General features: G+C 73.3%; 24 protein-coding genes. 16 read left to right on the top strand and 8 right to left on the bottom strand.

Features of this window, described 5'->3' with window-relative positions; translation table 11 throughout:
* Nucleotides 1-569: 569 nt before the first annotated feature.
* Complete coding sequence (tyrS, locus tag F8279_RS11580) at nucleotides 570-1853, bottom strand: tyrosine--tRNA ligase (protein WP_151499918.1); 1284 nt, start codon at nucleotides 1851-1853, stop codon at nucleotides 570-572.
* Nucleotides 1854-1954: 101 nt separating this feature from the next.
* On the opposite strand from tyrS, the gene F8279_RS11575 reads away from it, so the two are divergent.
* The 4 genes from F8279_RS11575 to F8279_RS11560 all read left to right on the top strand — a co-directional run bounded on the left by F8279_RS11575 (nucleotide 1955) and on the right by F8279_RS11560 (nucleotide 4338).
* Nucleotides 1955-2344 carry a PaaI family thioesterase gene (locus tag F8279_RS11575; protein WP_151499917.1) on the top strand — a complete coding sequence of 130 codons (390 nt, stop codon included), beginning with the start codon at nucleotides 1955-1957 and terminating at the stop codon, nucleotides 2342-2344.
* 86 nt (nucleotides 2345-2430) lie between these two features.
* Nucleotides 2431-3657, top strand: a complete 1227-nt coding sequence (locus F8279_RS11570) for an NRAMP family divalent metal transporter (protein WP_091424476.1) — start codon at nucleotides 2431-2433, stop codon at nucleotides 3655-3657.
* Entirely contained in the window at nucleotides 3654-4034 is a 381-nt protein-coding gene (locus tag F8279_RS11565; RefSeq protein ID WP_091424473.1) for a hypothetical protein, read from the top strand. Before F8279_RS11570 ends, F8279_RS11565 begins: the two co-directional genes overlap by 4 nt.
* The gene (locus F8279_RS11560) at nucleotides 4021-4338 is read left to right on the top strand and encodes a hypothetical protein (protein ID WP_091424470.1); all 318 of its coding nucleotides are present in this window, start codon (nucleotides 4021-4023) and stop codon (nucleotides 4336-4338) included. The genes F8279_RS11565 and F8279_RS11560 overlap by 14 nt, the downstream gene beginning before the upstream one ends.
* Nucleotides 4339-4365: 27 nt before the next feature.
* Here the strand turns inward: F8279_RS11560 and F8279_RS11555 are convergent, their stop codons facing one another.
* The 3 genes from F8279_RS11555 to F8279_RS11545 all read right to left on the bottom strand — a co-directional run bounded on the left by F8279_RS11555 (nucleotide 4366) and on the right by F8279_RS11545 (nucleotide 7017).
* Complete coding sequence (locus F8279_RS11555) at nucleotides 4366-5721, bottom strand: hemolysin family protein (RefSeq protein ID WP_151499916.1); 1356 nt, start codon at nucleotides 5719-5721, stop codon at nucleotides 4366-4368.
* A 156-nt stretch (nucleotides 5722-5877) separates the two neighbouring features.
* Nucleotides 5878-6504, bottom strand: coding sequence for a hypothetical protein (locus F8279_RS11550; protein ID WP_091424463.1), 627 nt, complete (start codon nucleotides 6502-6504; stop codon nucleotides 5878-5880).
* A 9-nt stretch (nucleotides 6505-6513) separates the two neighbouring features.
* Complete coding sequence (locus F8279_RS11545; protein ID WP_151499915.1) at nucleotides 6514-7017, bottom strand: GNAT family N-acetyltransferase; 504 nt, start codon at nucleotides 7015-7017, stop codon at nucleotides 6514-6516.
* Between the two features lie 133 nt (nucleotides 7018-7150).
* Here F8279_RS11545 and ppdK point away from each other — a divergent pair, with 133 nt between their 5' ends.
* The 6 genes from ppdK (at nucleotide 7151) to F8279_RS11515 (ending at nucleotide 14852) form a co-directional block, all read left to right on the top strand.
* The gene (ppdK, locus tag F8279_RS11540; RefSeq protein WP_151499914.1) at nucleotides 7151-9811 is read left to right on the top strand and encodes a pyruvate, phosphate dikinase; all 2661 of its coding nucleotides are present in this window, start codon (nucleotides 7151-7153) and stop codon (nucleotides 9809-9811) included.
* 12 nt (nucleotides 9812-9823) lie between these two features.
* Nucleotides 9824-10267, top strand: coding sequence for a hypothetical protein (locus F8279_RS11535; protein WP_091424454.1), 444 nt, complete (start codon nucleotides 9824-9826; stop codon nucleotides 10265-10267).
* A gap of 168 nt (nucleotides 10268-10435) precedes the next feature.
* Nucleotides 10436-11446 (top strand): alcohol dehydrogenase AdhP, encoded by a 1011-nt coding sequence (adhP, locus tag F8279_RS11530; RefSeq protein ID WP_151499913.1) that lies wholly within the window; start codon nucleotides 10436-10438, stop codon nucleotides 11444-11446.
* Nucleotides 11447-11512: 66 nt separating this feature from the next.
* Nucleotides 11513-13756 carry a formate C-acetyltransferase gene (gene pflB / locus F8279_RS11525; protein WP_151499912.1) on the top strand — a complete coding sequence of 748 codons (2244 nt, stop codon included), beginning with the start codon at nucleotides 11513-11515 and terminating at the stop codon, nucleotides 13754-13756.
* Nucleotides 13753-14535 (top strand): pyruvate formate-lyase-activating protein, encoded by a 783-nt coding sequence (pflA, locus tag F8279_RS11520; RefSeq protein ID WP_151499911.1) that lies wholly within the window; start codon nucleotides 13753-13755, stop codon nucleotides 14533-14535. The genes pflB and pflA overlap by 4 nt, the downstream gene beginning before the upstream one ends.
* A 32-nt stretch (nucleotides 14536-14567) precedes the next feature.
* Nucleotides 14568-14852 carry a hypothetical protein gene (locus F8279_RS11515; protein WP_151499910.1) on the top strand — a complete coding sequence of 95 codons (285 nt, stop codon included), beginning with the start codon at nucleotides 14568-14570 and terminating at the stop codon, nucleotides 14850-14852.
* Here the strand turns inward: F8279_RS11515 and F8279_RS11510 are convergent, their stop codons facing one another.
* Nucleotides 14853-15323, bottom strand: coding sequence for a cyclic nucleotide-binding domain-containing protein (locus tag F8279_RS11510; RefSeq protein WP_030502451.1), 471 nt, complete (start codon nucleotides 15321-15323; stop codon nucleotides 14853-14855).
* Between the two features lie 158 nt (nucleotides 15324-15481).
* Between F8279_RS11510 and F8279_RS11505 the strand changes: the two genes are divergently transcribed.
* Together F8279_RS11505 and F8279_RS11500 are read left to right on the top strand one after the other, a co-directional pair.
* On the top strand, nucleotides 15482-16390 hold the full coding sequence (locus F8279_RS11505) for a universal stress protein (RefSeq protein ID WP_151499909.1): 909 nt from the start codon (nucleotides 15482-15484) through the stop codon (nucleotides 16388-16390).
* 70 nt (nucleotides 16391-16460) lie between these two features.
* The gene (locus tag F8279_RS11500; protein WP_091424437.1) at nucleotides 16461-17345 is read left to right on the top strand and encodes a universal stress protein; all 885 of its coding nucleotides are present in this window, start codon (nucleotides 16461-16463) and stop codon (nucleotides 17343-17345) included.
* A 45-nt stretch (nucleotides 17346-17390) separates the two neighbouring features.
* Here the strand turns inward: F8279_RS11500 and F8279_RS11495 are convergent, their stop codons facing one another.
* Entirely contained in the window at nucleotides 17391-18017 is a 627-nt protein-coding gene (locus F8279_RS11495; RefSeq protein WP_091424434.1) for a CE1759 family FMN reductase, read from the bottom strand.
* Entirely contained in the window at nucleotides 18014-19114 is a 1101-nt protein-coding gene (locus F8279_RS11490; RefSeq protein WP_091424431.1) for an LLM class flavin-dependent oxidoreductase, read from the bottom strand. The genes F8279_RS11495 and F8279_RS11490 overlap by 4 nt, the downstream gene beginning before the upstream one ends.
* Before the next feature lie 139 nt (nucleotides 19115-19253).
* On the opposite strand from F8279_RS11490, the gene F8279_RS11485 reads away from it, so the two are divergent.
* From F8279_RS11485 to F8279_RS30565, 4 genes are all read left to right on the top strand, one after another.
* Nucleotides 19254-19892, top strand: a complete 639-nt coding sequence (locus F8279_RS11485; RefSeq protein WP_151499908.1) for a DNA-3-methyladenine glycosylase — start codon at nucleotides 19254-19256, stop codon at nucleotides 19890-19892.
* A 144-nt stretch (nucleotides 19893-20036) separates the two neighbouring features.
* Nucleotides 20037-20471 carry a DNA-binding protein gene (locus F8279_RS11480; RefSeq protein WP_225853232.1) on the top strand — a complete coding sequence of 145 codons (435 nt, stop codon included), beginning with the start codon at nucleotides 20037-20039 and terminating at the stop codon, nucleotides 20469-20471.
* A 74-nt stretch (nucleotides 20472-20545) separates the two neighbouring features.
* On the top strand, nucleotides 20546-20692 hold the full coding sequence (locus F8279_RS30570; protein WP_225853231.1) for an MmcQ/YjbR family DNA-binding protein: 147 nt from the start codon (nucleotides 20546-20548) through the stop codon (nucleotides 20690-20692).
* Nucleotides 20689-20898: an MmcQ/YjbR family DNA-binding protein gene (locus F8279_RS30565; RefSeq protein WP_225853230.1), complete on the top strand. Its 210-nt coding sequence runs from the start codon at nucleotides 20689-20691 to the stop codon at nucleotides 20896-20898. The genes F8279_RS30570 and F8279_RS30565 overlap by 4 nt, the downstream gene beginning before the upstream one ends.
* An 85-nt stretch (nucleotides 20899-20983) precedes the next feature.
* On the opposite strand, the gene argH is transcribed toward F8279_RS30565, so the two are convergent.
* On the bottom strand, nucleotides 20984-22447 hold the full coding sequence (argH, locus tag F8279_RS11470; RefSeq protein ID WP_091424425.1) for an argininosuccinate lyase: 1464 nt from the start codon (nucleotides 22445-22447) through the stop codon (nucleotides 20984-20986).
* Nucleotides 22448-22450: the final 3 nt, after the last annotated feature.

The raw sequence follows: 22450 nt of genomic DNA, 5'->3' as shown, positions 1-22450 counted from the left end.
AGGAATCCCAACCAGCAACCACTCCCAAAAGAATGGCCACCAGTCCGGGGTATAAAACAATTGGCACTGGCTTTACAAGCACCCTGTTGAGTTCTCAAAGAACAACCACACACCAACCAGAAGCCCCACACCGTGGAACCCCGACCGGGGCATCTCGTTCAACTGCCCGCCGCTCTCGCGCCAGGCACTTTTACTACGTTACCCGGCGGTTTCTGCCGTGTCAAACCGGTGTTTCCCGGTTTGTCGTGCATCACCCTTTTGCCGGGCACCCCGATTCATCCGACTTCCGTCGGACGGTTTCCGAGGTTTTCGACAGGACGGCCGTCGCGGTCACCCGCGTGTTCGCCCGTTTCCCTGCCGACTGGCAACCTTACCCGGTCGGTTCCGCCTCACCAAATCCGCCTTCCGGCGAATCCGGGGCACCACCCGGTTCTCAGGTCCTGCGCTCCGGCCTTCCAGGTCTTTCGCCCTGTTCGTCCGTTCCGCGCTGGCAGAGAGAAAGTTACGCGCCCAGCGGAGTGATCGTCAAATCCGCTGGGCGCGTCCCGCGTCACACAGTCGACAGGCAACTATCCGCGCAGCTCGACGCCGGCGAACGAGCGCTTCCCCCGGCGCAGCACGAGGTACCGGCCGTGCAGCAGGTCGTCAGCCGACACCATCGCGTCCACCTCGGAGACCCGGGTGTTGTTCACGTAGGCGCCGCCCTCGGCGATGACCCGGCGCGCCTCCTTCATGCTCGGCACCAGGCCCGACTCCTTGAGCAGGCCGGCCACGTCCGGCAGCTCGTCGAGATGCACCAGGCCGGCCTCGGTGAGCGCGGCGCGCAGCGTCTCCGGGGCCAGCTCGTCGAGCGAGCCGCGCCCGAACAACGCCTGGCTGGCCGCCACCGCCTGGGCCGTCTCCCGCTCGCCGTGCACCAGCGTGGTCAGCTCCTCGGCCAGTGCCCGCTGAGCGAGGCGCGCCTGCGGCCGCTCCGCCGTGGCCTTCTCCAGCTCCTCCAGCTCCTCGCGGGAGCGGAAGCTGAAGTAGCGCAGGTAACGGCTGACGTCCCGGTCGTCGGCGTTGACCCAGAACTGGTAGAACGCGTACGGGCTGGTCATCTGCGGGTCGAGCCAGATCGTGCCGGTCTCGCTCTTGCCGAACTTGGTGCCGTCGGCCTTGGTCACCAGCGGCGTGGTGAACGCCTCCACCGGCCCGGCGCCGCGCCGCCGGATGTAGTCCACCCCGGCGGTGATGTTGCCCCACTGGTCGGAGCCGCCGTACTGGAGCCGGCAGCCGTGCCGGCGGTGCAGCTCGAAGTAGTCGTTGGCCTGGAGGAGCTGGTAGCTGAACTCGGTGTAGCTGATGCCCGTCTCCAGCCGCGCCTTGACCACCTCGCGGGCGAGCATCTTGTTCACCGGGAAGTGCTTGCCGACGTCCCGGAGGAACTCCACCACCGACATCTCGCCGGTCCAGTCCAGGTTGTTGACCAGTTTCGCCGCGTTCTCCCCGGAGTACGTGACGAACGGCGAGAGCTGCTCGCGGATGCGCTCCACCCAGCCGGCGATCACCTCGGGCGGGTTCAGCGTCCGCTCGGCGCTCTCCTTCGGGTCGCCGATCTGCCCGGTGGCACCACCGACCAGCAGCAGCGGCCGGTGCCCGGCCTGCTGGAGCCGGCGGGCCATGACGACCTGCATCAGGTTGCCGATGTGCAGGCTCGGCGCGGTGGGGTCGAAGCCCACGTAGAAGGTGGTGCTCCCGCCGTCGAGCAGCTCACGCAGCTCGTCAAGGCCGGTCGAGTCCTGGATCAGGCCCCGCCACAGCAGGTCTTCGGTCAGGGAGTCCCGCCCCTGCGGGAGGTTGCTGTCGGTCACGGTCACCGATTCTCCCCCATTCCCGGGCCCGGCCCGTACCGGGTTTGCCGACGTGGCGGCGACTAGGCTGGCGGCGCCGTCGAACGCGAGGAGGAACCGCGGTGGACATGCCGAACCTGACCGGTGGCTTCGTGGCCCTGCTGGGCCTGACGTTCGACGAGGTCAGCGGGGACCGGGTGGTGATCCGCTGGAAGGTGCGTCCGGAGTTGCACCAGCCGTACGGGATCCAGCACGGCGGCGTCTACTGCTCGGTGGTGGAGACGGCGGCGAGCATCGGCGGCGCGCTCTGGCTGGGCGACAAGGGCAACGTCGTCGGGGTGTCGAACCAGACGGACTTCCTGCGGGCGGTGCGTGACGGCGAGCTGACCGCTGTCGGCACGCCGGTGCACCGGGGCCGCAGCCAGCAGCTCTGGCTCGTCGAGATCACCGACGCCGACGGCCGTCTGGTGGCCCGCGGTCAGGTGCGGCTGCAGAACCTCACCGTCGCCTGACACCCGCAGGCTGGCCGATTCAGCCCGAAAAGGGGCACTGACGCCGATATCGTCGCCTCGGTGAGATCGTCCGCTCCCGACCCGACGTGAGGAAGCTGTTCGCCGCCACGCTCGGCGTGCTGTCGGCGGTCGGCGGTTTCGTCGACATCGGTGATCTGGTGGCGGCCAGTCAGGCCGGCGCGCTGTTCGGCATGGCCCACACCTGGGTGCTGCTGATCGGCGTGGTCGGCATCTGCGCGTACGCGGAAATGGCCGGCCGGATCGCGGCGGTGAGCGGACGGGCGGTGTTCGATCTGGTCCGGGAGCGGCTCGGGCCGCGCGTGGCGCTGCTCAACCTGGTCGCGACGTGGCTGGTCACTGTCGTCACGCTCGCCGCGGAGCTGGGTGGGGTGGCGCTGGCGCTGCAACTGGCGACCAGGCTGAGCCACCTGTTCTGGGTGCCGCTCGCCGCGCTGGCCGTCTGGCTGGTGCTGTGGCGGCTGCGGTTCGAGCTGATGGAGCGGATCTTCGGGCTGGCCGGGCTGTCGCTGCTGGTGTTCGCGGTCGCGTTGGTGGCGCTGCCGACCGACTGGCCGGAACTCGGGCAGGGCGTGTGGCAGGTCAGCACGGCCGGGCACGGCTGGCCGCTGTACTGGTTCGTGGCGGTGGCGCTGTTCGCCTCGACGGTCAGCCCGTACGAGGTGTTCTTCTTCTCCTCCGGCGGCGTCGAGGAGCGGTGGAGCGCGGCGGACCTGGCGCGGGCCCGCTCGAACGTGCTGATCGGCTTCCCGGTGGGCGGGTTCCTGGCGTTGTCCCTGATCGCCGTGGCGACGGTGGCCTACCACCCGTCCGAGGCGTCGTTGAGCACGCTGGACGAGGTGGCGCGGCCGGTGGCGACAGCGCTCGGTGGCGCCGGCCTGGCCGCCGCGGTGCTGGCGTTCTTCGCGGTGACGTTCGGCGCGGCGCTGGAGACCGGGCTGTCGGCGGCGTACGCGGCGGCGCAGTACTTCGGGTGGCAGTGGGGCAAGCGGGTCCGCCCCCGGGAGGCGGCCCGGTTCCACAGCGTGCTGCTCGTCGGTCTGCTGCTCGGTGTGGTGATGCTGATGACGACGGTGGACCCGGTGCGGCTGACCGAGTACATGCTGGTGCTGAGCGCTGTGGTGCTGCCGCTGACGTACCTGCCGATCCTGGTGGTGGCGAACGACAGGGGGTACCTCGGCGACCGGGTCAACGGGCGGTGGATGAACCTGCTCGGCGCGGTGTTCCTGCTGCTCATCGTCGCGGCCTCGGTGGCGGCGATCCCACTGGCGATCATGACGGGGATGGGGCGATGAGGGTTCAGCTCGCCCGGCGGCTGCTCGACCGGCAGATCGTCGACGTGGACGGGCTGCTGGTCGGGCGCGTCGACGACATCGCGTTCGCGGTCGACGACGAGGGTTTCCCGTACGTGGACTGCCTGCTCACCGGGCAGGGCGCGCTCGGGGCGCGGATCGGCGGGCGGACCGGGCGGCTGCTGGTGGCGGTGGCGGACAGGTTCACCGACGACCCGCCGATGCCACCGTTGCGCGTACCGCTGTCCCAGGTCGCCCGCGTGGACAGCGCGGTGCGGCTGCGCTGCCGGGCGGCGGACCTGCCGCCGTCGCCGGTGGAGGCGTGGCTGCGCCGGCACCTGATCGAGCGGATCCCGGGGTCCGGCCGTGCGAGCGGGTGAACTGCTCGGCCGCACCGCGTACGACCTGCACGGGCGGCGGCTGGGCCGGGTGGTGGACGTGGTGGTGCGCGGCGGGTGGCCGCCGGACCGGCTGCGGATCACCGACGTGATCGTCGCCGGGCACTGGTGGACCCGGGTGATCAGCCGGCTGATCGGCCCGGAGCTGCATCCGTCCGGGCCGTGGCTGCTGCGGGTGGTGGCCCGGCTGGTCGGGCGGAGCACCCGTCAGCTGCCCGCCGACGCGGTGCAGCTGCTCCCGCCGGTGCCCGGTTTCCCGTTCGGCCCGCCGACCGGGCGCCGCTGAGCCGGGCGCGCAGAGACCGGGTGCCGGTCAGCGGCGCGCGTCGTCCAGTTCGGGGGCGTCGGCAGGCTCGGCGGCGTCGTCGGTGGTGTCGCCGTCCGGGGAGCCGTCGTGGCGGCCGCGGCGGCGTACGTGCACCTCGGTGATGGCCCGCTGGTCGACGTCGGCCACCGACAGTTCCCAGCCGTCCACGGTCACCTGCTCCCCCGCCACGGTCGGGATGTGCCCGAGGCAGATCAGCACCAGCCCGGCGACCGTGGTGTAGTCGCCCGCGGGCCGGTTCGGCAGCTCCACGCCGAGGTCGGTCAGGTCGTGGACCGGGAACGTGCCGGGCAGCACCAGCGTGCCGTCGGCCTCGGTGCGCACGGCGCGCAGGTCCCGGTCGGTCTCGTCGTAGATCTCGCCGACGATCTCCTCCAGGATGTCCTCCAGCGTCACGATCCCGTCGACCGCGCCGCGCTCGTCGACCACGAGCGCGATGTGCTGGCGTTCGGCCTTGAACTGGCGCAGCGCGTCGACCACCGGCAGCGAGTCGGGCAGCAGCATCGGCGGGCGAGCGATCTCGTCGACCGGCCGGTCGTCGGAGACGCCGACCAGGTCCCGCAGGTGGATGACGCCCACCGCCTCGTCCAGGCCGCCGTGGCGGACCACCGGGGCCCGGGAGTGGCCGGTCGCGGCCAGAACGAGCCGGGCGGCCTCCGCGGTGGTGCCGCTGTCGAGCGTGAAGACCTGCAACCGGGGTACGAGCACAGCCCGCAACTGCCGGTCGGCGATCTCCACCGCACCGGCGATGATCGTGCGCTGTTCCTTGGTGAAGCCGTGGTTGCCGGCCACGATGTCACGCAGTTCGTCCGGACCGATCTCGTCCGGTTCGGCCTTCGGGTCCAGGCCGAACAGGCGTACCACCAGGTCGGTGGTGGCGCCCAGCAACCAGACGGCGGGCCGGGTGATGCTGGACAGCACGTCCAGCGGGCGGGCCACCAGCAGCGCCCACCGCTCGGCCGACTGCATGGCGATCCGCTTCGGGGCCAGCTCACCGAAGACGAGCGTGACGAACGTGAGCACCAGCGTGACAGCGACGATGGCGACGGTCTCGGCGGCGTTGCCGAAGACGGTCAGCAGCGGGACGAGCGGCTTGGCCAGGGACACCGCGGCGGCGGCGGAGGCGAGGAACCCGGCGAGTGTGATGCCGATCTGGATGGTGGCCAGGAACCGGTTCGGGTCCTTCGCGAGGCGGGCGAGGGTCCGTCCGCCGCGGCTGCTGCGCTCCAGCCGCTGCACCTGGCTGTCGCGCAGGGACACCAGGGCCATCTCGCTGCCGGCGAACACCGCGTTGAGGATCACCAGCACACCGACCAGGGCAAGCTGGCTCCAGTAGCTCTGCACGACCGGTTATCTCCCTCGGCCCGATCCGGGTCGGCCGATGGCCGACTCGCCGGCCGGCAGATCCGGTCGGCGTGGCCCCTCTGTTGCCCCGCGAGACCGCCGCCGAATCATGACCGGCCCCTCGGCGTCACCGGCCGGAGCCGGACGGGAGCCGGCTCAGGCCGGTACGGGCAGGTCGAGCACGTACGCGCCGCCCTCGGGGCGGAACCCGAGCCGGTGGTAGTAGGGAGCGATCATGCCGGGCGGGCTGACCACCCGGCGGAAACCCCGGTCGGTGAACAGCCGGCTGCGCCGGTAGACGAACTCCCCCGGCGTGAAGTCGCGGAACGGCGGGGTCACGTAGTCCAGGTCGACCTGGGCCACCCCGCCCGGTTCGGCGTGCGAGAGCATCACGCCGACCACCTCGTCGGCGCGTACCACGAGGAACGCCGAGCGGTCTTCGGCGGCCGGGTCCCAGTGGAAGCCGGGGTTGAAGCGGGCGATGTCGGCGGCGTGCACGCGCAGGGTGTGCGCCAGGAACGCGTCGCCGGTGCCCACCTCGACCACCTGGTAGGTCTGCTCGTCGTGCCGGGTGGCCAGCAGCTTGCGCAGATACCAGACGTTGATCACGGTGAGCACGACGTTCAGGCCCACCATCGGCCAGACCTGCACGGCGGCGTTGTAGCCGATCAGGATGAGGCAGCCGACCAGGTTGAGCGCGCGCAGCCGCAGGATCCGGGTCTGCAGCAGGGACCAGACCAGCAGCGCGGAGCCGGCCCAGCCGACGAGTTCCAGCCAGTTCACCCGGGGAGACTAGCGGTCGCCCTGGTCAGACCCCTCGGCGGGCAGCTCCAGCACGTACTCCTCGACCTCGGTGCCGCGGCTCGGGGAGTACCCGGAGTCCTCGCCGACCACGACGAAGCCGCACTTGCGCAGCACCGCCAGGGACGCGGCGTTGTCCTTCGCGGCGCGGGCGCGCACCGGCCGCTGCGGCAGCTCCCGCAACAGCGCGGCGAGCCCGGCGGTGGCGTAGCCACGCCCCCAGCGCCCCGGGTCGATCCAGTAGCTCACCTCGGTCCGGTCGTCGACCGGGAACGCCGCCACATGCCCGACCACCTCGCCGTCGGCGGTGACCGTGCGGTTGACGATGCGCTCGTCGGCGCGGATCCGCGCCCAGTGCGCGTCGAACGCGGTCCGGTCGGACGGGTCCTTCGGGCCGAACGCGGCCATCCAGTTGGCCTGCGGGTCCTGCTCGTGGGCGAAGAAGGTGGGCAGGTCGTCGTCTCGCACCGGGCGGAGCAGCACCTCGTTGGTCACGGCCGGAACGATACGGGCACCCACCGACACGGTCGGGACCTCCGGTCCGGTGTGTGTCCCGTCCGGCCCTGCCGCGCCGCCGGCCGGCCCGGCTACCAAGGAGGTGGAACGACTCAGTCGAGGAGGCCGGACCATGTCGAAGTACGTCTACGACTTCATCGAAGGTGATCGCAGCCAGGCCGACCTGCTCGGCGGCAAGGGCGCGAACCTCGCCGAGATGACCCGGCTCGGGTTGCCGGTGCCGCCCGGGTTCACCGTCACCACCGACGCGTGCCGGGCGTACCTGGCCACCGGCGCGCCGCCGGACGGCCTGTACGAGGAGATCAACGCGCATCTGAAGGAGGTGGAGGCGCGGCTGGACCGGTGGCTGGGCGACCCGCGGGACCCGCTGCTGCTGGCGGTGCGCTCCGGCGGGCGGTTCTCGATGCCGGGGATGATGGAGACGATCCTCGACATCGGGCTCAACGACACCACCGTGGCGGGGCTGGCCGCCCGCACCGGCGACGAGCGGTTCGCCTGGGACTCGTACCGGCGGCTGATCCAGATGTTCGGCCGTACCGTGCACGGCATCCCGGCAGACGAGTTCGAGCACGAGCTGGCCGCGCTGCGGGCCACCGCCGGACCGGACGGGCCGGGCGCCGGCCAGTTGCGCGGCCTGGTCGACACGTACAAGAAGATCTTCGCCCGGCACGCCGGGCACGACTTCCCGCAGGCCCCGCACGAGCAGCTGTTCCTGGCCGTGCGCGCGGTGTTCGAGTCCTGGCACTCGGAGCGGGCCCGGATCTACCGACGGCAGGAGCGCATCCCGGACGACCTGGGCACCGCCGTCAACGTGATGGCGATGGTGTTCGGCAACCTCGGCCCGGACTCCGGCACCGGGGTGGCGTTCACCCGTGACCCGGCCACCGGCGCCCCCGGCGTGTACGGCGACTACCTGACCGACGCGCAGGGCGAGGACGTGGTGGCGGGCATCCGCAACACGGTGCCGCTGACCGAGCTGGCCCGGCTGGACCCGGCGAGCTTCCACCGGCTGCGGGAGATCATGGCGACGCTGGAGCGGCACTACCGCGACCTGTGCGACGTCGAGTTCACCATCGAGCGCGGCCGGCTGTGGATGCTGCAGACCCGGGTCGGCAAGCGCACCGCGGCGGCGGCGTTCGTGATCGCCGCGCAGCTGGCCGAGGAGGGGCTGATCACGGCCGACGAGGCGCTGACCCGGGTCACCGGGGCGCAGCTCGCCCAGCTGATGTTCCCGGCCTTCGACGCCGCCGGCGCGCCCGAGCCGCTCGCCGTCGGCGTCGGCGCCTCCCCCGGCGCCGCGGTCGGGCGGGTGGTCTTCGACTCGGCCGCCGCGGCGGCGTCCACCGGACCGGTGATCCTGGTCCGCCCGGAGACCAACCCGGACGACCTGCCCGGCATGATCGCCGCGGCCGGGGTGCTGACCTCGCGCGGCGGGAAGACGTCGCACGCCGCGGTGGTGGCCCGGGGCATGGGCCGGACCTGCGTGTGCGGGGCCGAGGCGCTGACCATCGACGTGGAGCGCGGCGAGTTCACGGTGGGCGAGCACGTGGTGCGCGCCGGCGAGGTGATCTCCATCGACGGCACCAGCGGGCGGATCTGGCTCGGCGAGGTGCCGGTGCAGCCGTCCCCGGTGGCCCGGTACCTGACCGGTGAGCTGCGGCCGGAGGCCGACCCGCTGGTAGCCGCCGTGCACCGGCTGCTCGGGCACGCCGACGCGGTGCGCACGCTCGGCGTACGCGCCAACGCCGACACCCCTGACGACGCGCGGCGGGCCCGTGAGCTGGGCGCCGCCGGGATCGGGCTGTGCCGCACCGAGCACATGTTCCTCGGCGAGCGCCGGGAACTGGTCGAGCGGCTGATCCTGGCCGACGGCCCGGCCGAGGTCGGCGCGGCGCTCGACGAGCTGCTGCCGTTGCAGCGGGCCGACTTCCTCGGGCTGCTCACCGCGATGGACGGGCTGCCGGTCACCGTCCGGCTGCTCGACCCGCCGCTGCACGAGTTCCTGCCTCCGCTGGCCGAGCTCACCGCCCGGGTGGCGGGCGCGCAGGCGCGCGGCGAGGAACCGGGCCACGACGGTGTGCTGCTGACGGCGGTGCGCCGGATGCACGAGACGAACCCGATGCTGGGGCTGCGGGGCGTACGGCTCGGGCTGGTGGTGCCGGGCCTGTTCGCGATGCAGGTGCGGGCGCTCGCCGAGGCGGCCGCGCAGCGGGTCCGGGCCGGTGGCGACCCGCGCCCGGAAATCATGGTGCCGCTGGTCGGTGACGTGCGGGAACTCGCCGCGGTGGCGGACGAGGCGCGGCGGGTGCTGGCCGAGGTGCCGGACGCCCCGGAGATCCCGGTCGGCACCATGATCGAGACGCCCCGGGCGGCGCTGACGGCCGGGGACATCGCCGCCGAGGCGCACTTCTTCTCCTTCGGCACCAACGACCTGACGCAGATGACCTGGGCGTTCTCCCGGGACGACGTGGAGGGGGCGTTCTTCTCCACGTACCTGGAACGGGGGATCTTCCCGGTGTCGCCGTTCGAGAGCATCGACGCCACCGGGGTGGGCCGGCTGGTTCGCCTCGCCGTCGCCGAAGGGCGGGCGGCCCGACCGGACCTGACCGTCGGGGTCTGCGGTGAGCACGGCGGCGACCCGGAATCGATCGGGTTCTTCGCCGCGGCCGGGCTCGACTACGTCTCCTGCTCGCCGTACCGGGTGCCGGTGGCGCGGCTGGCCGCCGGCCGGGCCGCGGTCGAGGCCCGCACCGAGAAGTCCGACTCCCGCTAGGAGGGCAGCGTCATGACCGCCATCTTCAACCCGACCGGACCGGCGGTCGCGCCGGTCCCCCGCCCCGCGCCACCGCAGGCCGCTACGCCCGCCACCGCGCCGGCCGGAGCCGTCGGCCCGGTGCTGGAGCTGCCCGGGGACGCCGCGCTGGTGCCGGTGAACCGCGACGGCCGCCCGGTCGGCGTGTTCGTCGCGGCCGGCGGCCGGGTCCGCTACCGGCGCGTGGTCGAACCCGACCAGCTCGTCGCCGCCGCCACCGGCGCGTTCGCGGTCGCCGCGCTCACCGCCGCAGTGGCGGTGTGGTCGCGCCGCCGACCGCCGTCGGTCGGCACCGTCACCATGGGGCCGGGCGGCTGGGTCAGCCTGCGCGGCGTGCCGGCGCCGCGGCTGCGCCCGGACCACCGGCCCTGGTGGGCGCGCCTGCTGCGGGCCCGCCGCCTGGTCGTCGACCGCTGACCACCCAGGGGGTACGGCCGCCGGTACGTCACCGGCGGCCGTACCGCCGTTCCCTCGCCCGTCCGACAGGGGGCCGTTGGTCCCGGGTCACCGCGGTCCTGCGCCCCTGCCCGGCAGCGCCCGGACGGACGACGCTGAGGGTGAGAACGAGACCGAGGGAGGCCCCCGATGCGCGCCAGTGTCGTCACCGCGTTCGACCGTCCGATGGAAATCATCGAGCGTCCCGTGCCGGAGGTCGGCCCGGGCGAGATCCTGGTCCGCGTCGAAGCCAGCGGACTCTGCCACACCGACATCCACGCCGCCCGCGGCGAGTGGCCGGTGAAGCCCACCCCGCCGTTCGTACCCGGTCACGAGGGCGTCGGCCTGGTCGAACAGGTCGGCCCCGGCGTCACCGAGCACGCCGTCGGCGACCGGGTCGCGCTGCCCTGGCTCGGCTGGGCCTGCGGCACCTGCTCCTACTGCGTGACCGGCTGGGAGACGCTGTGCGAGTCGCAGCGCAACACCGGCTACAGCATCGACGGCGCGCACGCCGAGTACGCGGTCGCCGCCGCCCGCTACGCGGTCCGTGTGCCCGACGGCGTGGACCCCCTCGAGGCCGCGCCGCTGACCTGCGCGGGCGTCACCACGTACAAGGCCGTCAAGGTCGCCGGGGTACGGCCGGGCGAGCGGGTCGCGATCTTCGGCATCGGCGGCCTGGGCCACCTCGCCCAGCAGTACGCGCAGATCTTCGGCGCCGAGACGGTCGCGGTGGACGTGACCGCCGAGAAGCTGGAACTGGCCACGTCGCTGGGCGCGGCGCACACGGTCGACGCCGCCACCACCGACCCGGTCGAGCGGATCACCGCCCTGGGCGGCGTGGACGTGGCGATCGTGCTCGCCGCGAGCCCTCGGGTGATCGAGCAGGCCCACCGCTCGCTGCGCCGCGGCGGCCGGCTGGTGCTGGTGTCGCTGCCGGCCGACAACGCGATCACCCTGCCCGTCTTCGAGACGGTGCTCAAGGGCATCACGGTGCTCGGCTCGATCGTCGGCACCCGCGCCGACCTGGCCGAGGTCTTCGCGCTGCACGCCGCCGGCCGCACCCGGGTCGTCTACGAGACCCGCAAGCTCGACGACATCAACGACGCGGTGGACGACGTCCTCGCCGGCCGGGTCGCCGCCCGGCTCGTGCTCCAGCCCTGACCCCCGCCCCCGGTCCCCGCACCCCGCGGGGACCGGACCACCGCCGACGCCCGGAGAGGGACCGACATGACCGCCACCGAACCCCTGGCCCCCTGGCGCGGATTCCACGCCGGAGCGTGGCAGGAGACAGTCGACGTGGCCGACTTCGTCCGCCACAACCACGAGCCGTACACCGGGGACGCGTCGTTCCTCGCCGGGCCGACGCCGCGCACCCTCGCGGTGTGGGAAGGGCTGCGGGAGATGTTCGGCGAGGAGCGGCGGCGCGGCGTGTACGACGTCGACGCGGCCACTCCGTCGACGATCACCTCGCACGCACCCGGCTACATCGACCGGGAGCGGGAGCTGATCGTCGGGCTGCAGACCGACGCGCCGCTACGGCGGGCGATCATGCCGGCCGGCGGACTGCGGATGGTGGAGACGGCGCTGCGCGCGTACGGACGCGAACCGGACCCGCGGGTGCACGAGATCTTCACCCGGTACCGGCGCACGCACAACGACGCGGTCTTCGACGCGTACCCGGCGAATGTGCTCGCGGCGCGGCGCTCGCACGTCATCACCGGGCTGCCCGACGCGTACGGGCGCGGGCGGATCATCGGCGACTACCGCCGGGTGGCGCTGTACGGCGTGGACCGGCTGGTCGAGGAGCGCCGTGCGCTCAAGGCGGCGCTCGACGACCGGCGCAGCACCGACGACGTGATCCGCGACCGGGAGGAACTGGCCGAGCAGATCCGTGCGCTCGGTGAGCTGAAGGAGATGGCCGCCTCGTACGGCTTCGACATCTCCCGCCCGGCGGCCACCGGCGCGCAGGCGATCCAGTGGCTCTACTTCGCCTACCTGGCGGCCACGAAGGAGCAGAACGGCGCCGCGATGTCGCTGGGCCGCACCGCCGGGTTCGTCGACGCGTACCTGCGGCGGGACATCGCCGAGGGGCGGCTGGACGAGAGCAGCGCGCAGGAGCTGATCGACGACTTCGTGATCAAGCTGCGGATCATCCGCTTCCTGCGCACCCCCGAGTACGACCAGCTCTTCTCCGGCGACCCCACCTGGGTCACCGAGTCGCTCGGCGGGATGGGGGCGGACGGACGGCCGCTGGTCACCCGCACCGCGTTCCGCTACCTCCAGACGCTCTACAACCTCGGCCCGGCGCCCGAGCCGAACCTGACGGTGCTCTGGTCGCCCCGCCTGCCCGAGGGGTTCAAGCGGTTCTGCGCCCAGGTGTCGCTGGACACCAGCGCCATCCAGTACGAGAACGACGAGCTGATCCGCCCGGCGTACGACGACGACACCGCGATCGCCTGCTGCGTGTCGGCCATGCGCGTCGGGCGGGACATGCAGTTCTTCGGCGCCCGCGCGAACCTGGCGAAGGCGCTGCTGTACGCGATCAACGGCGGCCGGGACGAGCTGACCGGCGCCCAGGTGGCACCGCCGGCCGCGCCGGCCGGCGGCGAGACGCTCGACTACGACGAGGTGCTGGCCGCGTACGACCGGACACTGGACTGGCTCGCCGAGACGTACGTGGACGCGCTGAACGTGATCCACCACCAGCACGACAGGTACGCGTACGAGCGGCTGGAGATGGCGCTGCACGACCACCCGGTGCGCCGGTTCATGGCCACCGGCATCGCCGGACTGTCGGTCGCCGTGGACAGCCTGTCGGCCATCCGGTACGGGCGGGTGAAGGTGCTGCGCGACGACAACGGGCTGGCCGTCGACTTCGCGGTCGAGGGCGAGTTCCCGACGTACGGCAACGACGACGACCGGGCCGACGAGATCGCGGTGTGGCTGGTCGAGACGTTCGCGGAGAAGCTGCGCCGGCAGCGCACGTACCGCGACGCGGAGCTGACCATGTCGGTGCTGACCATCACCTCGAACGTGGTGTACGGCAAGCACACCGGTAACACGCCGGACGGGCGGCGCGCCGGTGAGCCGTTCGCGCCGGGGGCGAACCCGATGAACGGGCGGGACACGCACGGCCTGGTCGCGTCGGCGCTGTCGGTAGCGAAGCTGCCGTACGACGCGGCCCGCGACGGCATCTCGCTGACCGGCACCGTCACGCCGGACGGCCTGGGCCACACCCGCGACGAGCGGATCGCGAATCTGGCCGGGGTGCTCGACGGCTACGCCGACGCCGGTGGGTTCCACCTCAACGTCAACGTGCTGGACCGGGCCACGCTGCTGGACGCGATGGCGCACCCGGAGCGGTACCCGCAGCTCACCGTCCGGGTCTCCGGGTACGCGGTGAACTTCGTCCGGCTCACGCCGGAGCAGCAGCGCGACGTGGTGTCGCGGACCTTCCACGGGTCGCTGTGAACGGCCGCCCGCCCGCGCCGCCGGAGGTGACTCCGGCGGCGCCGGGTGCCGTCACCGGCGCGGTGCACTCGTGGGACACGTCGGTCGGGGTGGACGGCCCGGGTACCCGGTTCGTGGTCTTCCTGGCCGGCTGCCCGTTGCGCTGCCGCTACTGCCACAGCCCGGACACCTGGTACGGCCGCAGCGGCCGGCGCCGCACCGTGGACGAGATGGTCACGCTCGCCGGCCGGTACCGCCGGTTCATCCAGGTCGCGGGCGGCGGCGTCACCGTGAGCGGCGGGGAGCCGCTGCTGCAACCGGCGTTCACCGGCGAGTTGCTGCGCCGCTGCCACGACCTCGGCCTGCACACCGCGCTGGACACCTCCGGCTTCCTCGGTGTCCGCGCCGACGACGCGCTGCTGGACGCCACCGACCTGGTGCTGCTCGACGTCAAGGCGGGCAACCCGCAGACGTACCGCCGGGTCACCGGCACCGGCCGGCTCGCGCCGACGCTGCGGTTCGCGCAACGACTGGCCGACCGGGGTACGCCGATCTGGATCCGGTACGTGCTGGTGCCCGGCCTGACCGACGCGGTCGACGAGGTGGAACGGGTGGCCGACATCGCCGCCGGGCTGGCCACCGTGCAGCGCGTCGAGGTGCTGCCGTTCCACCGGCTCGGCGCGCACAAGTACGCCGAGCTGGGGCTGACGTTCCCGCTGGCCGACACCGAGCCGCCTGACGCCGACCTGCTGGCCCGGGTACGCGCCCAGTTCGCCGCCCGCGGCCTCACCGTCACCTGACCGGTCCGGCCGCGGCGCACTACGATCGGGACATGCCGAACCCGCTTCCGACCGCACGTATCCGCGCCCTGGTCGCGACCGGCGCGCAGGCCACCGGAGCGCGGGCCGTCGGCGCGCAGGCCACCGGCGCGGGCGCGACCGGCGCTCGGGCGCTGGGCGCCACGGCCGTCGGCGCAATCGCCTTCGGCGCGTTCGCGCTCGGCGCGGTGGCTGTGGGCTCACTCGTGATCGGCCGGCTGGCCGTGCGCCGCGCGGTGATCCGCGAGCTGCGCATCGGCCGCCTCGAGGTGGACGAGCTGGTCGTCCGCGACCGCTAGTTAGCTGGCCGCCGCCGTCGGATAGCCGTAGAGGTCGAGCAGCCGGACCCGGGACGCCTGGAGCCGGTCCACCACCACGCTCATGAACCGGCTGGTGAGCTGACGGCCGAGCGTGTCGTCGGACTCCATCAGCCGGCGTACCCCGTCGGCGTCGAGTTCGACGGCGGTGCTGCGCTGGGTGGCGACCGCGCCGAACTGCCAGCGGTACGGCGGGAACAGCCAGGACCAGCCGAGCACCCCGCCCGGCCCGATCGTCTCGATGCCCACGTCGCCGCGGCCCGGCACCGGGAAGTCGAGCGCCACCTGGCCGCCGCGGACCAGCCAGAACCGGTCGGCCGGCTGGCCGGCGCGGAACAGCCGGTGCCCGGGGTGCCAGACCACCGGACGGGCGTAACCGGTGAGCCGGGGCAGCCACTCGTCGGGCAGCCCGGCCAGGAAGGGGTGGACGCGGAGCATCTCCAGCGGGGTCATCGCGCCTCCAGGGTCGACAGGAGGGGAGCACTGGTTCCATTTCACCCCGCCGTCGCCCCGGCCGGTAGGGGCCGATGGTCCCGAGCGGGCCGGGCGGATCGACTCTGCCCAGTTCGGAGCCGTCGGCGCAGGCTGGAGGGGAACCGAAGGAGGACGTGATGACCGACAGAACCGGTGCCCCCGTCGTGGTGGGTGTGGACGGCTCCCCGTCCGCGCTGGACGCGGTACGGCTGGCCGCGCGCGAGGCGGTGCTGCGGCACCGGCCGCTGCGGGTGGTGAACGCGTTCCTCTGGCCGCTGGTCGGCACACCGCTGGGCATGGTCGCCCCGGTGCTGCCCGACGTCGAGCTGCGGCAGGAGGCCGAGAAGCTCGTCGAGGAGGCGGTGGACGAGGCCCGCAAGGTCGACGCGGAGCTGACCGTGACCGGGGCGGTGGTCGACGGCGGGCCGGTCGCGGTGCTGCTGCGGGAGAGCCGCGACGCCTCGTTGCTCGTGCTGGGCCACCGGGGACTCGGCGGATTCGCCGAACTGCTGGTCGGCTCCGCCGCGGTGCAGCTCTCCGCCCGCGCGGACTGCCCGGTGCTCGTGGCCCGGGGTGAGGCCCGCGCCGACGGCCCGGTGGTGGTCGGCGTGGACGGCTCCGCGCTGTCCGAGGAGGCCGTCGGCTTCGCGTTCGCCGAGGCCGCGGCGCGCGGCGCCGAACTGGTGGTGGTGCACACCTGGCTCTACCCGCAACCGGTGACCTACCGGGAGGCGTTCGGCGACGTCCTGCCCCTGGCGTACGACCCGCGGGAGCTGCGCGCCGACGAGCAGCGGGTGCTGGCCGAGGCGGTCGCCGGCTGGGCCGAGCGCTACCCGGAGGTCACGGTACGGCCGAAGCTGGTCGCCGCCGCCACCCCGTCCCGGGTGCTCGTCGAGGAGTCCGTCGGCGCGCAGCTGACGGTGGTCGGCGCGCACGGTCGCGGTAGCCTCGGTGCGCTGCTGCTCGGCTCGGTCAGCCACGCCGTGCTGCACCACTGCCACAGCCCGCTGGCCGTCGTCCGGCACCGCGGCGACCGCGCCCACTGAGCCGGTTCCCCGGCCCGGGCGGGGCGAGCACCGCCACAATGGCCTGAACCGACCGGAGGGAAAGCACCAGATGAACCGACCCGTCGTTGCGGGAGTGGACGGATCGCCGTCCAGCCTGGCCGCCGCCGACCTGGCCGCCGCGACCGCCGTCGCCCGTTCCCGGCCGCTGCTGCTGGTGCACGGCTACCTGCACCCGCTCGGCTACGGCGTGCCGCTCAACCCGTACGACCTGGGGGTGCCGGCGCCCACCGCGGAGTCGGAGAAGATGCTGGAGTCGGTCGCCGCCGATCTGGCCGAGCGGCACCCGGGCCTGCGGGTGCAGGTGCGCCAGGTCGCCGGCGGGCCGGGCGCCACGATGGTCGAGGAGTCCCGCCGCGCCGAGCTGGCCGTGGTGGGAAGCCGGGGCGTGGGCGGCTTCGCCGGTCTGCTGCTCGGCTCGGTCAGCGGGCAGCTCGCGCAGCACGGGCACTGCCCGGTGCTCATCGTCCGCCCGGAGGAGCAGCCGATCCCGGTGGACGGTCCGGTGCTGGTCGGCGTGGACGGTTCCGACTCGGCCGCGTACGCGATCGAGCTGGCCGCGGACGAGGCCGAGCGGCGCGACGCGGAGCTGGTGCTGATGCACGTCCGGTCGCCGGAACGCGGCGCGGTGGCGCCGGAGGTCGCGGCGGAGGCGTCCACCGCCGAGCGGGCCGAGGCGGCAGGGCTGCTGGCCGAGGCCGCGGACCGGGTCCGGGCGGCGCATCCGGGCCTGCGGGTGACGGAGCGGTCCGTGACCGCCGCCTCGCCGGAGACCGCGCTCCGGGAGGCCAGCGGCGAGGCGTCGCTCGTGGTGGTCGGCTCACGGGGCCGGGGCGGCTTCGCCGGGCTGCTGCTCGGCTCGGTCAGCCAGGCGCTGGTGCAGCACTCCCACTGCCCGGTGCTCGTCGCCCACCGGCCCGAGCCGGCCGACGACTGAGGACCCGCGCGGGGCGGCCCTGCTCCGCGCCGAACCGCCCCGGCGTCAGGACGGGTCGCGGCCCGCGAGCAGGTCGGCGAAGTCGGTGGTGAGCGCGAACGGGTCGGCCGGGCCGGTCGCGGGCGGACGGCGGTCCACCTGCTCGGCCAGCTCGGCTCCGGCCCGGCGGATCCGGGACCGCAGCGCGCTGTCGCCGTCGTCACCGGCCCAGTCCTCGGGCGCGGCGAACACCGCCGTGGGCAGCGTCGCCGCCCGCAGGTAGGTGAACATCGGCCGGACCGCGTGCTCCAGGGCAAGCGAGTGCCGGGCGGTGCCGCCGGTCGCCCCGAGCAGCACCGGCTTGCCGGCCAGCGCGTCCCGGTCGACCACGTCGAAGAACGACTTGAACAGCCCGTTGTACGACGCGTTGAAGATCGGCGTCACCGCGATCAGCCCGTCGGCGGCGGCCACCTCGTCGAGCGTGCGCCGCAGCGCGGCCGGCGGGAAGCCGGTGAGCAGGTGGTTCACCACGTCGTGGGCGTGCTCGCGCAGCTCGACCACGCGCAGTTCCACCGTCGCGCCGCGGCCGGCCAGCTCGTCGCGGGCGGCCGCGGCGAGCTGGTCGGCGAGCAGGCGGGTGGACGACGGCTGGCCGAGACCGGCCGAGACCACCGCGAGGGTACGGCTGGTCATCGCTGCTCCCCGGCGGCCGGGGCGGCGTCGCGGGCGGCCAGCAGGCTCGCGTGGGTGGGCGCGTCGGGCACGTGCGCGGGACGCATCGAGTCGAACTCCTTGCGCAGCACCGGCACCACCTCCTCGCCCAGCAGGTCGAGCTGCTCCAGCACGGTCTTCAGCGGCAGTCCGGCGTGGTCCATGAGGAACAGCTGCCGCTGGTAGTCGCCGACGTACTCGCGGAAGCCCAGCGTCCGGTCGATGACCTGCTGCGGGCTGCCCACGGTCAGCGGCGTCTCCCGGGTGAACTCCTCCAGCGACGGGCCGTGCCCGTAGACCGGGGCGTTGTCGAAGTAGGGGCGGAACTCGCGTACCGCGTCCTGGGAGTTGCGGCGCATGAACACCTGCCCGCCGAGGCCGACGACGGCCTGGTCCGGCGAGCCGTGGCCGTAGTGCGCGAACCGCTCCCGGTAGAGGCCGACCATCCGCTGGGTGTGCTCCTTGGGCCAGAAGATGTGGTTGGCGAAGAAGCCGTCACCGTAGTAGGCGGCCTGCTCGGCGATCTCCGGACTGCGGATCGAGCCGTGCCAGACGAACGGCGGCACGCCGTCGAGCGGGCGCGGGGTCGAGGTGAACGACTGCAACGGCGTACGGAACCGGCCCTTCCAGTCGACCACGTCCTCCCGCCACAGCCGGTGCAGCAGGTCGTAGTTCTCGATGGCCAGCGGGATGCCGTTGCGGATGTCCTGCCCGAACCACGGGTAGACCGGGCCGGTGTTGCCGCGGCCCATCATCAGGTCCACCCGGCCGTCGGCCAGGTGCTGGAGCATCGCGTAGTCCTCGGCGATCTTCACCGGGTCGTTCGTGGTGATCAGCGTGGTCGAGGTCGACAGCAGCAGCCGTTCGGTGCGTGCGGCGATCCAGCCGAGCATGGTGGTCGGCGACGACGGCACGAACGGCGGGTTGTGGTGCTCGCCGGTGGCGAAGACGTCGAGGCCGACCTCCTCGGCCTTGAGCGCGATGGCGGTCATGGCCTTGATCCGCTCACGCTCGGACGGCAGCCGCCCGTTCGTGGGGTCGACGGTGACGTCACCGACGGTGAAGACTCCGAACTGCATGACCAGCTCCTCGCGTGGGGTCCGGACCGGTCGGCCCGGGATCGCTCCTCACAACATATTTGACGAGTCAACTATTCCGGCGGCCGCCCACCGCGGCGTGGCCCGGATCACGCGCCACCCACCGACTACCCTTGCCGCGATGACGTACCCCTGGCTCGACGCACCCGCCGCGCAGGTCGCCGACACCGCGCGGACGCTGCTCGGCTGGACCGTGTCGGCCGGCGGCGTCACCGTCCGGCTCACCGAGGTCGAGGCGTACGCGGGCACCGGCGAGGACCCGGCGTCACACGCCCACCGCGGCCCGACGCCGCGCAACAAGGTCATGTTCGGGCCCGCCGGGCACGTGTACGTGTACTTCGTGTTCGGCATGCACTGGTGCGCGAACATCGTCTGCGGCCGCGACGGCGAGGCGGCGGCGGTGCTGCTGCGCGCGGGCGAGGTGGTCGACGGCGTCGAGACCGCCCGCGAGCGCCGGCCGCGCGCCACCGACCGGGAGCTGGCCCGCGGACCGGCCCGGCTGGTCACCGCGCTCGGGCTCGGGCGGGAGGCGAACGGCACCTCGGCGATCGACGGCAGCGGCCCGCTGCTGCTGACGCCACCGGCGAGCCCGGTGGACCCGGCGCGGATCGTCGCCGGGCCGCGAGTCGGGGTCGCCGCCGCGCACGACCTGCCGTGGCGGTTCTGGCTGGCCGACGAGCCGAGCGTCAGCGTCTACCGGCGGCACACGCCGCGCCGCCGTCCCGCCCCGGCCGCCTCGGTCCGCAACTCACCGGCCTGAATCGGCCGTTCCGGGCAACCCGAACACTCCGCGGCGCGTCTGTGGTGCATGACGCGCCGCCTTCTCACCACGTCCCGAGGGCACGGCATCTTGCGCGAATGACTTTCAACGAGGTGTTGACAACAAGCCATTCTCGGGTGTGGGATGGACGACATGGTCACCGTGGACAACGACCCGTTCACCGCTCCGGATGCTGCCCAGGCCCGGGCCCACCGCAACTACGCGGCGCTGCTGCGGATCGCCGAGCGGCACGCCGGCACCAACTCCCGCCGCCGGCGTTACGCCCATCCCGACGTGCCCGACGCCTACGAGGCGGCCACGCTGGTGATGGCGCTCGCCGGTGGCGCCGAGCTGGACGAGGGTGAGGAGCCCGTCGACCAGGCCGACCTGATGGCCGCGCTGACGCTCATCCCGCACGTACGGGCGGAGGTGGACGCGCTGGAGGCCGGCCTGTTGCAGGTGGCCCGCGGCCGGGGCATGACCTGGCAGGCGATCGCCTTCGGGCTGGGGCTGGGCAGCGCCCAGGCGGCCCGGCAGCGCTACGAGCGGCTCACCGTCCGCACCGGCACCGGCGACTGACCGGCGGCCGGGCGACGCGGGCTGTCACAGCGGCGGGCGAGACTGTGCCGGACGAGACGGCACGGGAGGACGCGATGACGCGCGAGGAGATGCTGGCCTACTGTCTGGCCAAGCCGGGTGCCTGGTTGGACCGGCCGTGGGAGGGCGACGAGGTGGTGAAGGTGGGCAGCCGCATCTTCGCGTTCCTCGGCTCCCCGGAGGGCGAGGCCCGGCTCGGGTGAAGTGCGGGCCGTCCCGGGAGGTGGCCGACGAGTGGCTGCACCGGTTCCCGGCCGACGCGCGCCCCTCCCCCTACATCGGCCGGTCGGGGTGGAACACGCTCCGGCTCTCCGGCGGCATCCCCGACGACGAACTGATCGAGGCCGTCGACGGGTCGTACGACGCGGTCGTGGCGAAGCTCCCGAAGCGCGAGCGACCCAGCGGCTGACCGGGAAGCGCTACCCGCAGATCTTGGTACGAAAGCGCCCCTACAGGGGCCGTTCCGTACCAAGATCTCGGGGCAGCCGTAAAGCTCAGCGCGGGACGACCCGCTCGGCGGCCCACTCCCGCCAGCCGGTCAGCTTGTCCGCCGCGGCGGCGAGCTGGTCGGCGACCGGTCCCGGGCCGGTGGAGCCGGGCGTGATGCGCGCGGCCAGCGCCGAGCGCACCGACAGCACGTCACGCACCGACGGGTCCAGGTGCTCGCTCACCGCCGCCAGGTCGGCGTCGGACACCTCGTCCAGCGCGCAGTCGCGGACCGCGCAGAGCGCCACCAGCTTGCCGGTGATCTCGTGCGCATCGCGGAACGGCACGTTGCGCCGGACCAGCCAGTCGGCGACCTCGGTGGCCAGCGAGAAGCCCGACGGCGCGCTCGCCACCAGGCGGTCCACCCGGACCGTCATCGTGGAGATCATCCCGGCCAGCGCGGGCAGCAGCAGTTCCAGCGTGTCGACCGCGTCGAACGCCGGCTCCTTGTCCTCCTGCATGTCCCGGTCGTACGTCATGGGCAGGCCCTTGAGCATGGTGAGCACGCTCATCAGGCCGCCGACCAGCCGGCCGGACTTGCCCCGGGCCAGCTCGGCGATGTCCGCGTTCTTCTTCTGCGGCATGATCGACGATCCGGTGGCGAAGGCGTCGTCCAGCTCGACCCAGCCGAACTCCTGCGACGTCCAGAGCACCACCTCCTCGCCGAGGCGGGACAGGTGCACGCCGATCATCGCGGTGACGAACAGGAACTCGGCGACGAAGTCGCGGTCCGCGACCGCGTCCATCGAGTTGGCGAACGAGGTGCGGAAACCCAGCTCCTTGGCGACCGCCACCGGGTCCAGCGGCAGCCCCGACCCGGCCAGCGCGCCCGCGCCGAGCGGGCTGATCGCGGTCCGCTCGTCCCAGTCGCGCATCCGCTCCAGGTCGCGCAGCAGCGGCTGCACGTGGGCCAGCAGCCAGTGTCCGAACGTAACCGGCTGGGCGTGCTGCAGGTGCGTCATGCCGGGCGCGGCGGTGTCCACGTGCCGCTCCGCCTGCTCGACGAGGGCCTCGGCCAGCTCGACCAGCCGGGCCGCCACGCCGCGGGCGTGATCACGCAGGTAGAGCCGCAGGTCGGTGGCGACCTGGTCGTTGCGGGACCGGCCGGCGCGCAGCTTGCCGCCGAGGCTGCCGAGCCGCTCCAGCAGGCCGCGCTCCAGCGCGGTGTGCACGTCCTCGTCGTCCACGGTCGGGCGGAACGCGCCGGAGGCGCACGCCGCCTCCAGGTCGTCCAGCGCGGCCAGCATCCGGCCCAGTTCGTCCGGGTCGAGCAGGCCGGCGCCGGCGAGGACCCGGGCGTGCGCGCGGGAACCGGCGATGTCGTACGGGGCGAGACGCCAGTCGAACTGGACGCTCACCGACAGCCGCGCGAGCGCCTCGGCGGGACCGCCGGCGAACCGGCCACCCCAGAGGCTCGTCCGGTTGGCGGGGGCGCTGTTCTCGGTCAGGCTCTTGTCGTCCACCCCACCCATTGT

Source organism: Micromonospora sp. AMSO1212t (genome assembly GCF_008868145.1).
In the GTDB taxonomy this organism is placed as follows: domain Bacteria; phylum Actinomycetota; class Actinomycetes; order Mycobacteriales; family Micromonosporaceae; genus Micromonospora; species Micromonospora tulbaghiae.
This window is presented reverse-complemented; position numbering and strand designations above follow the sequence as displayed.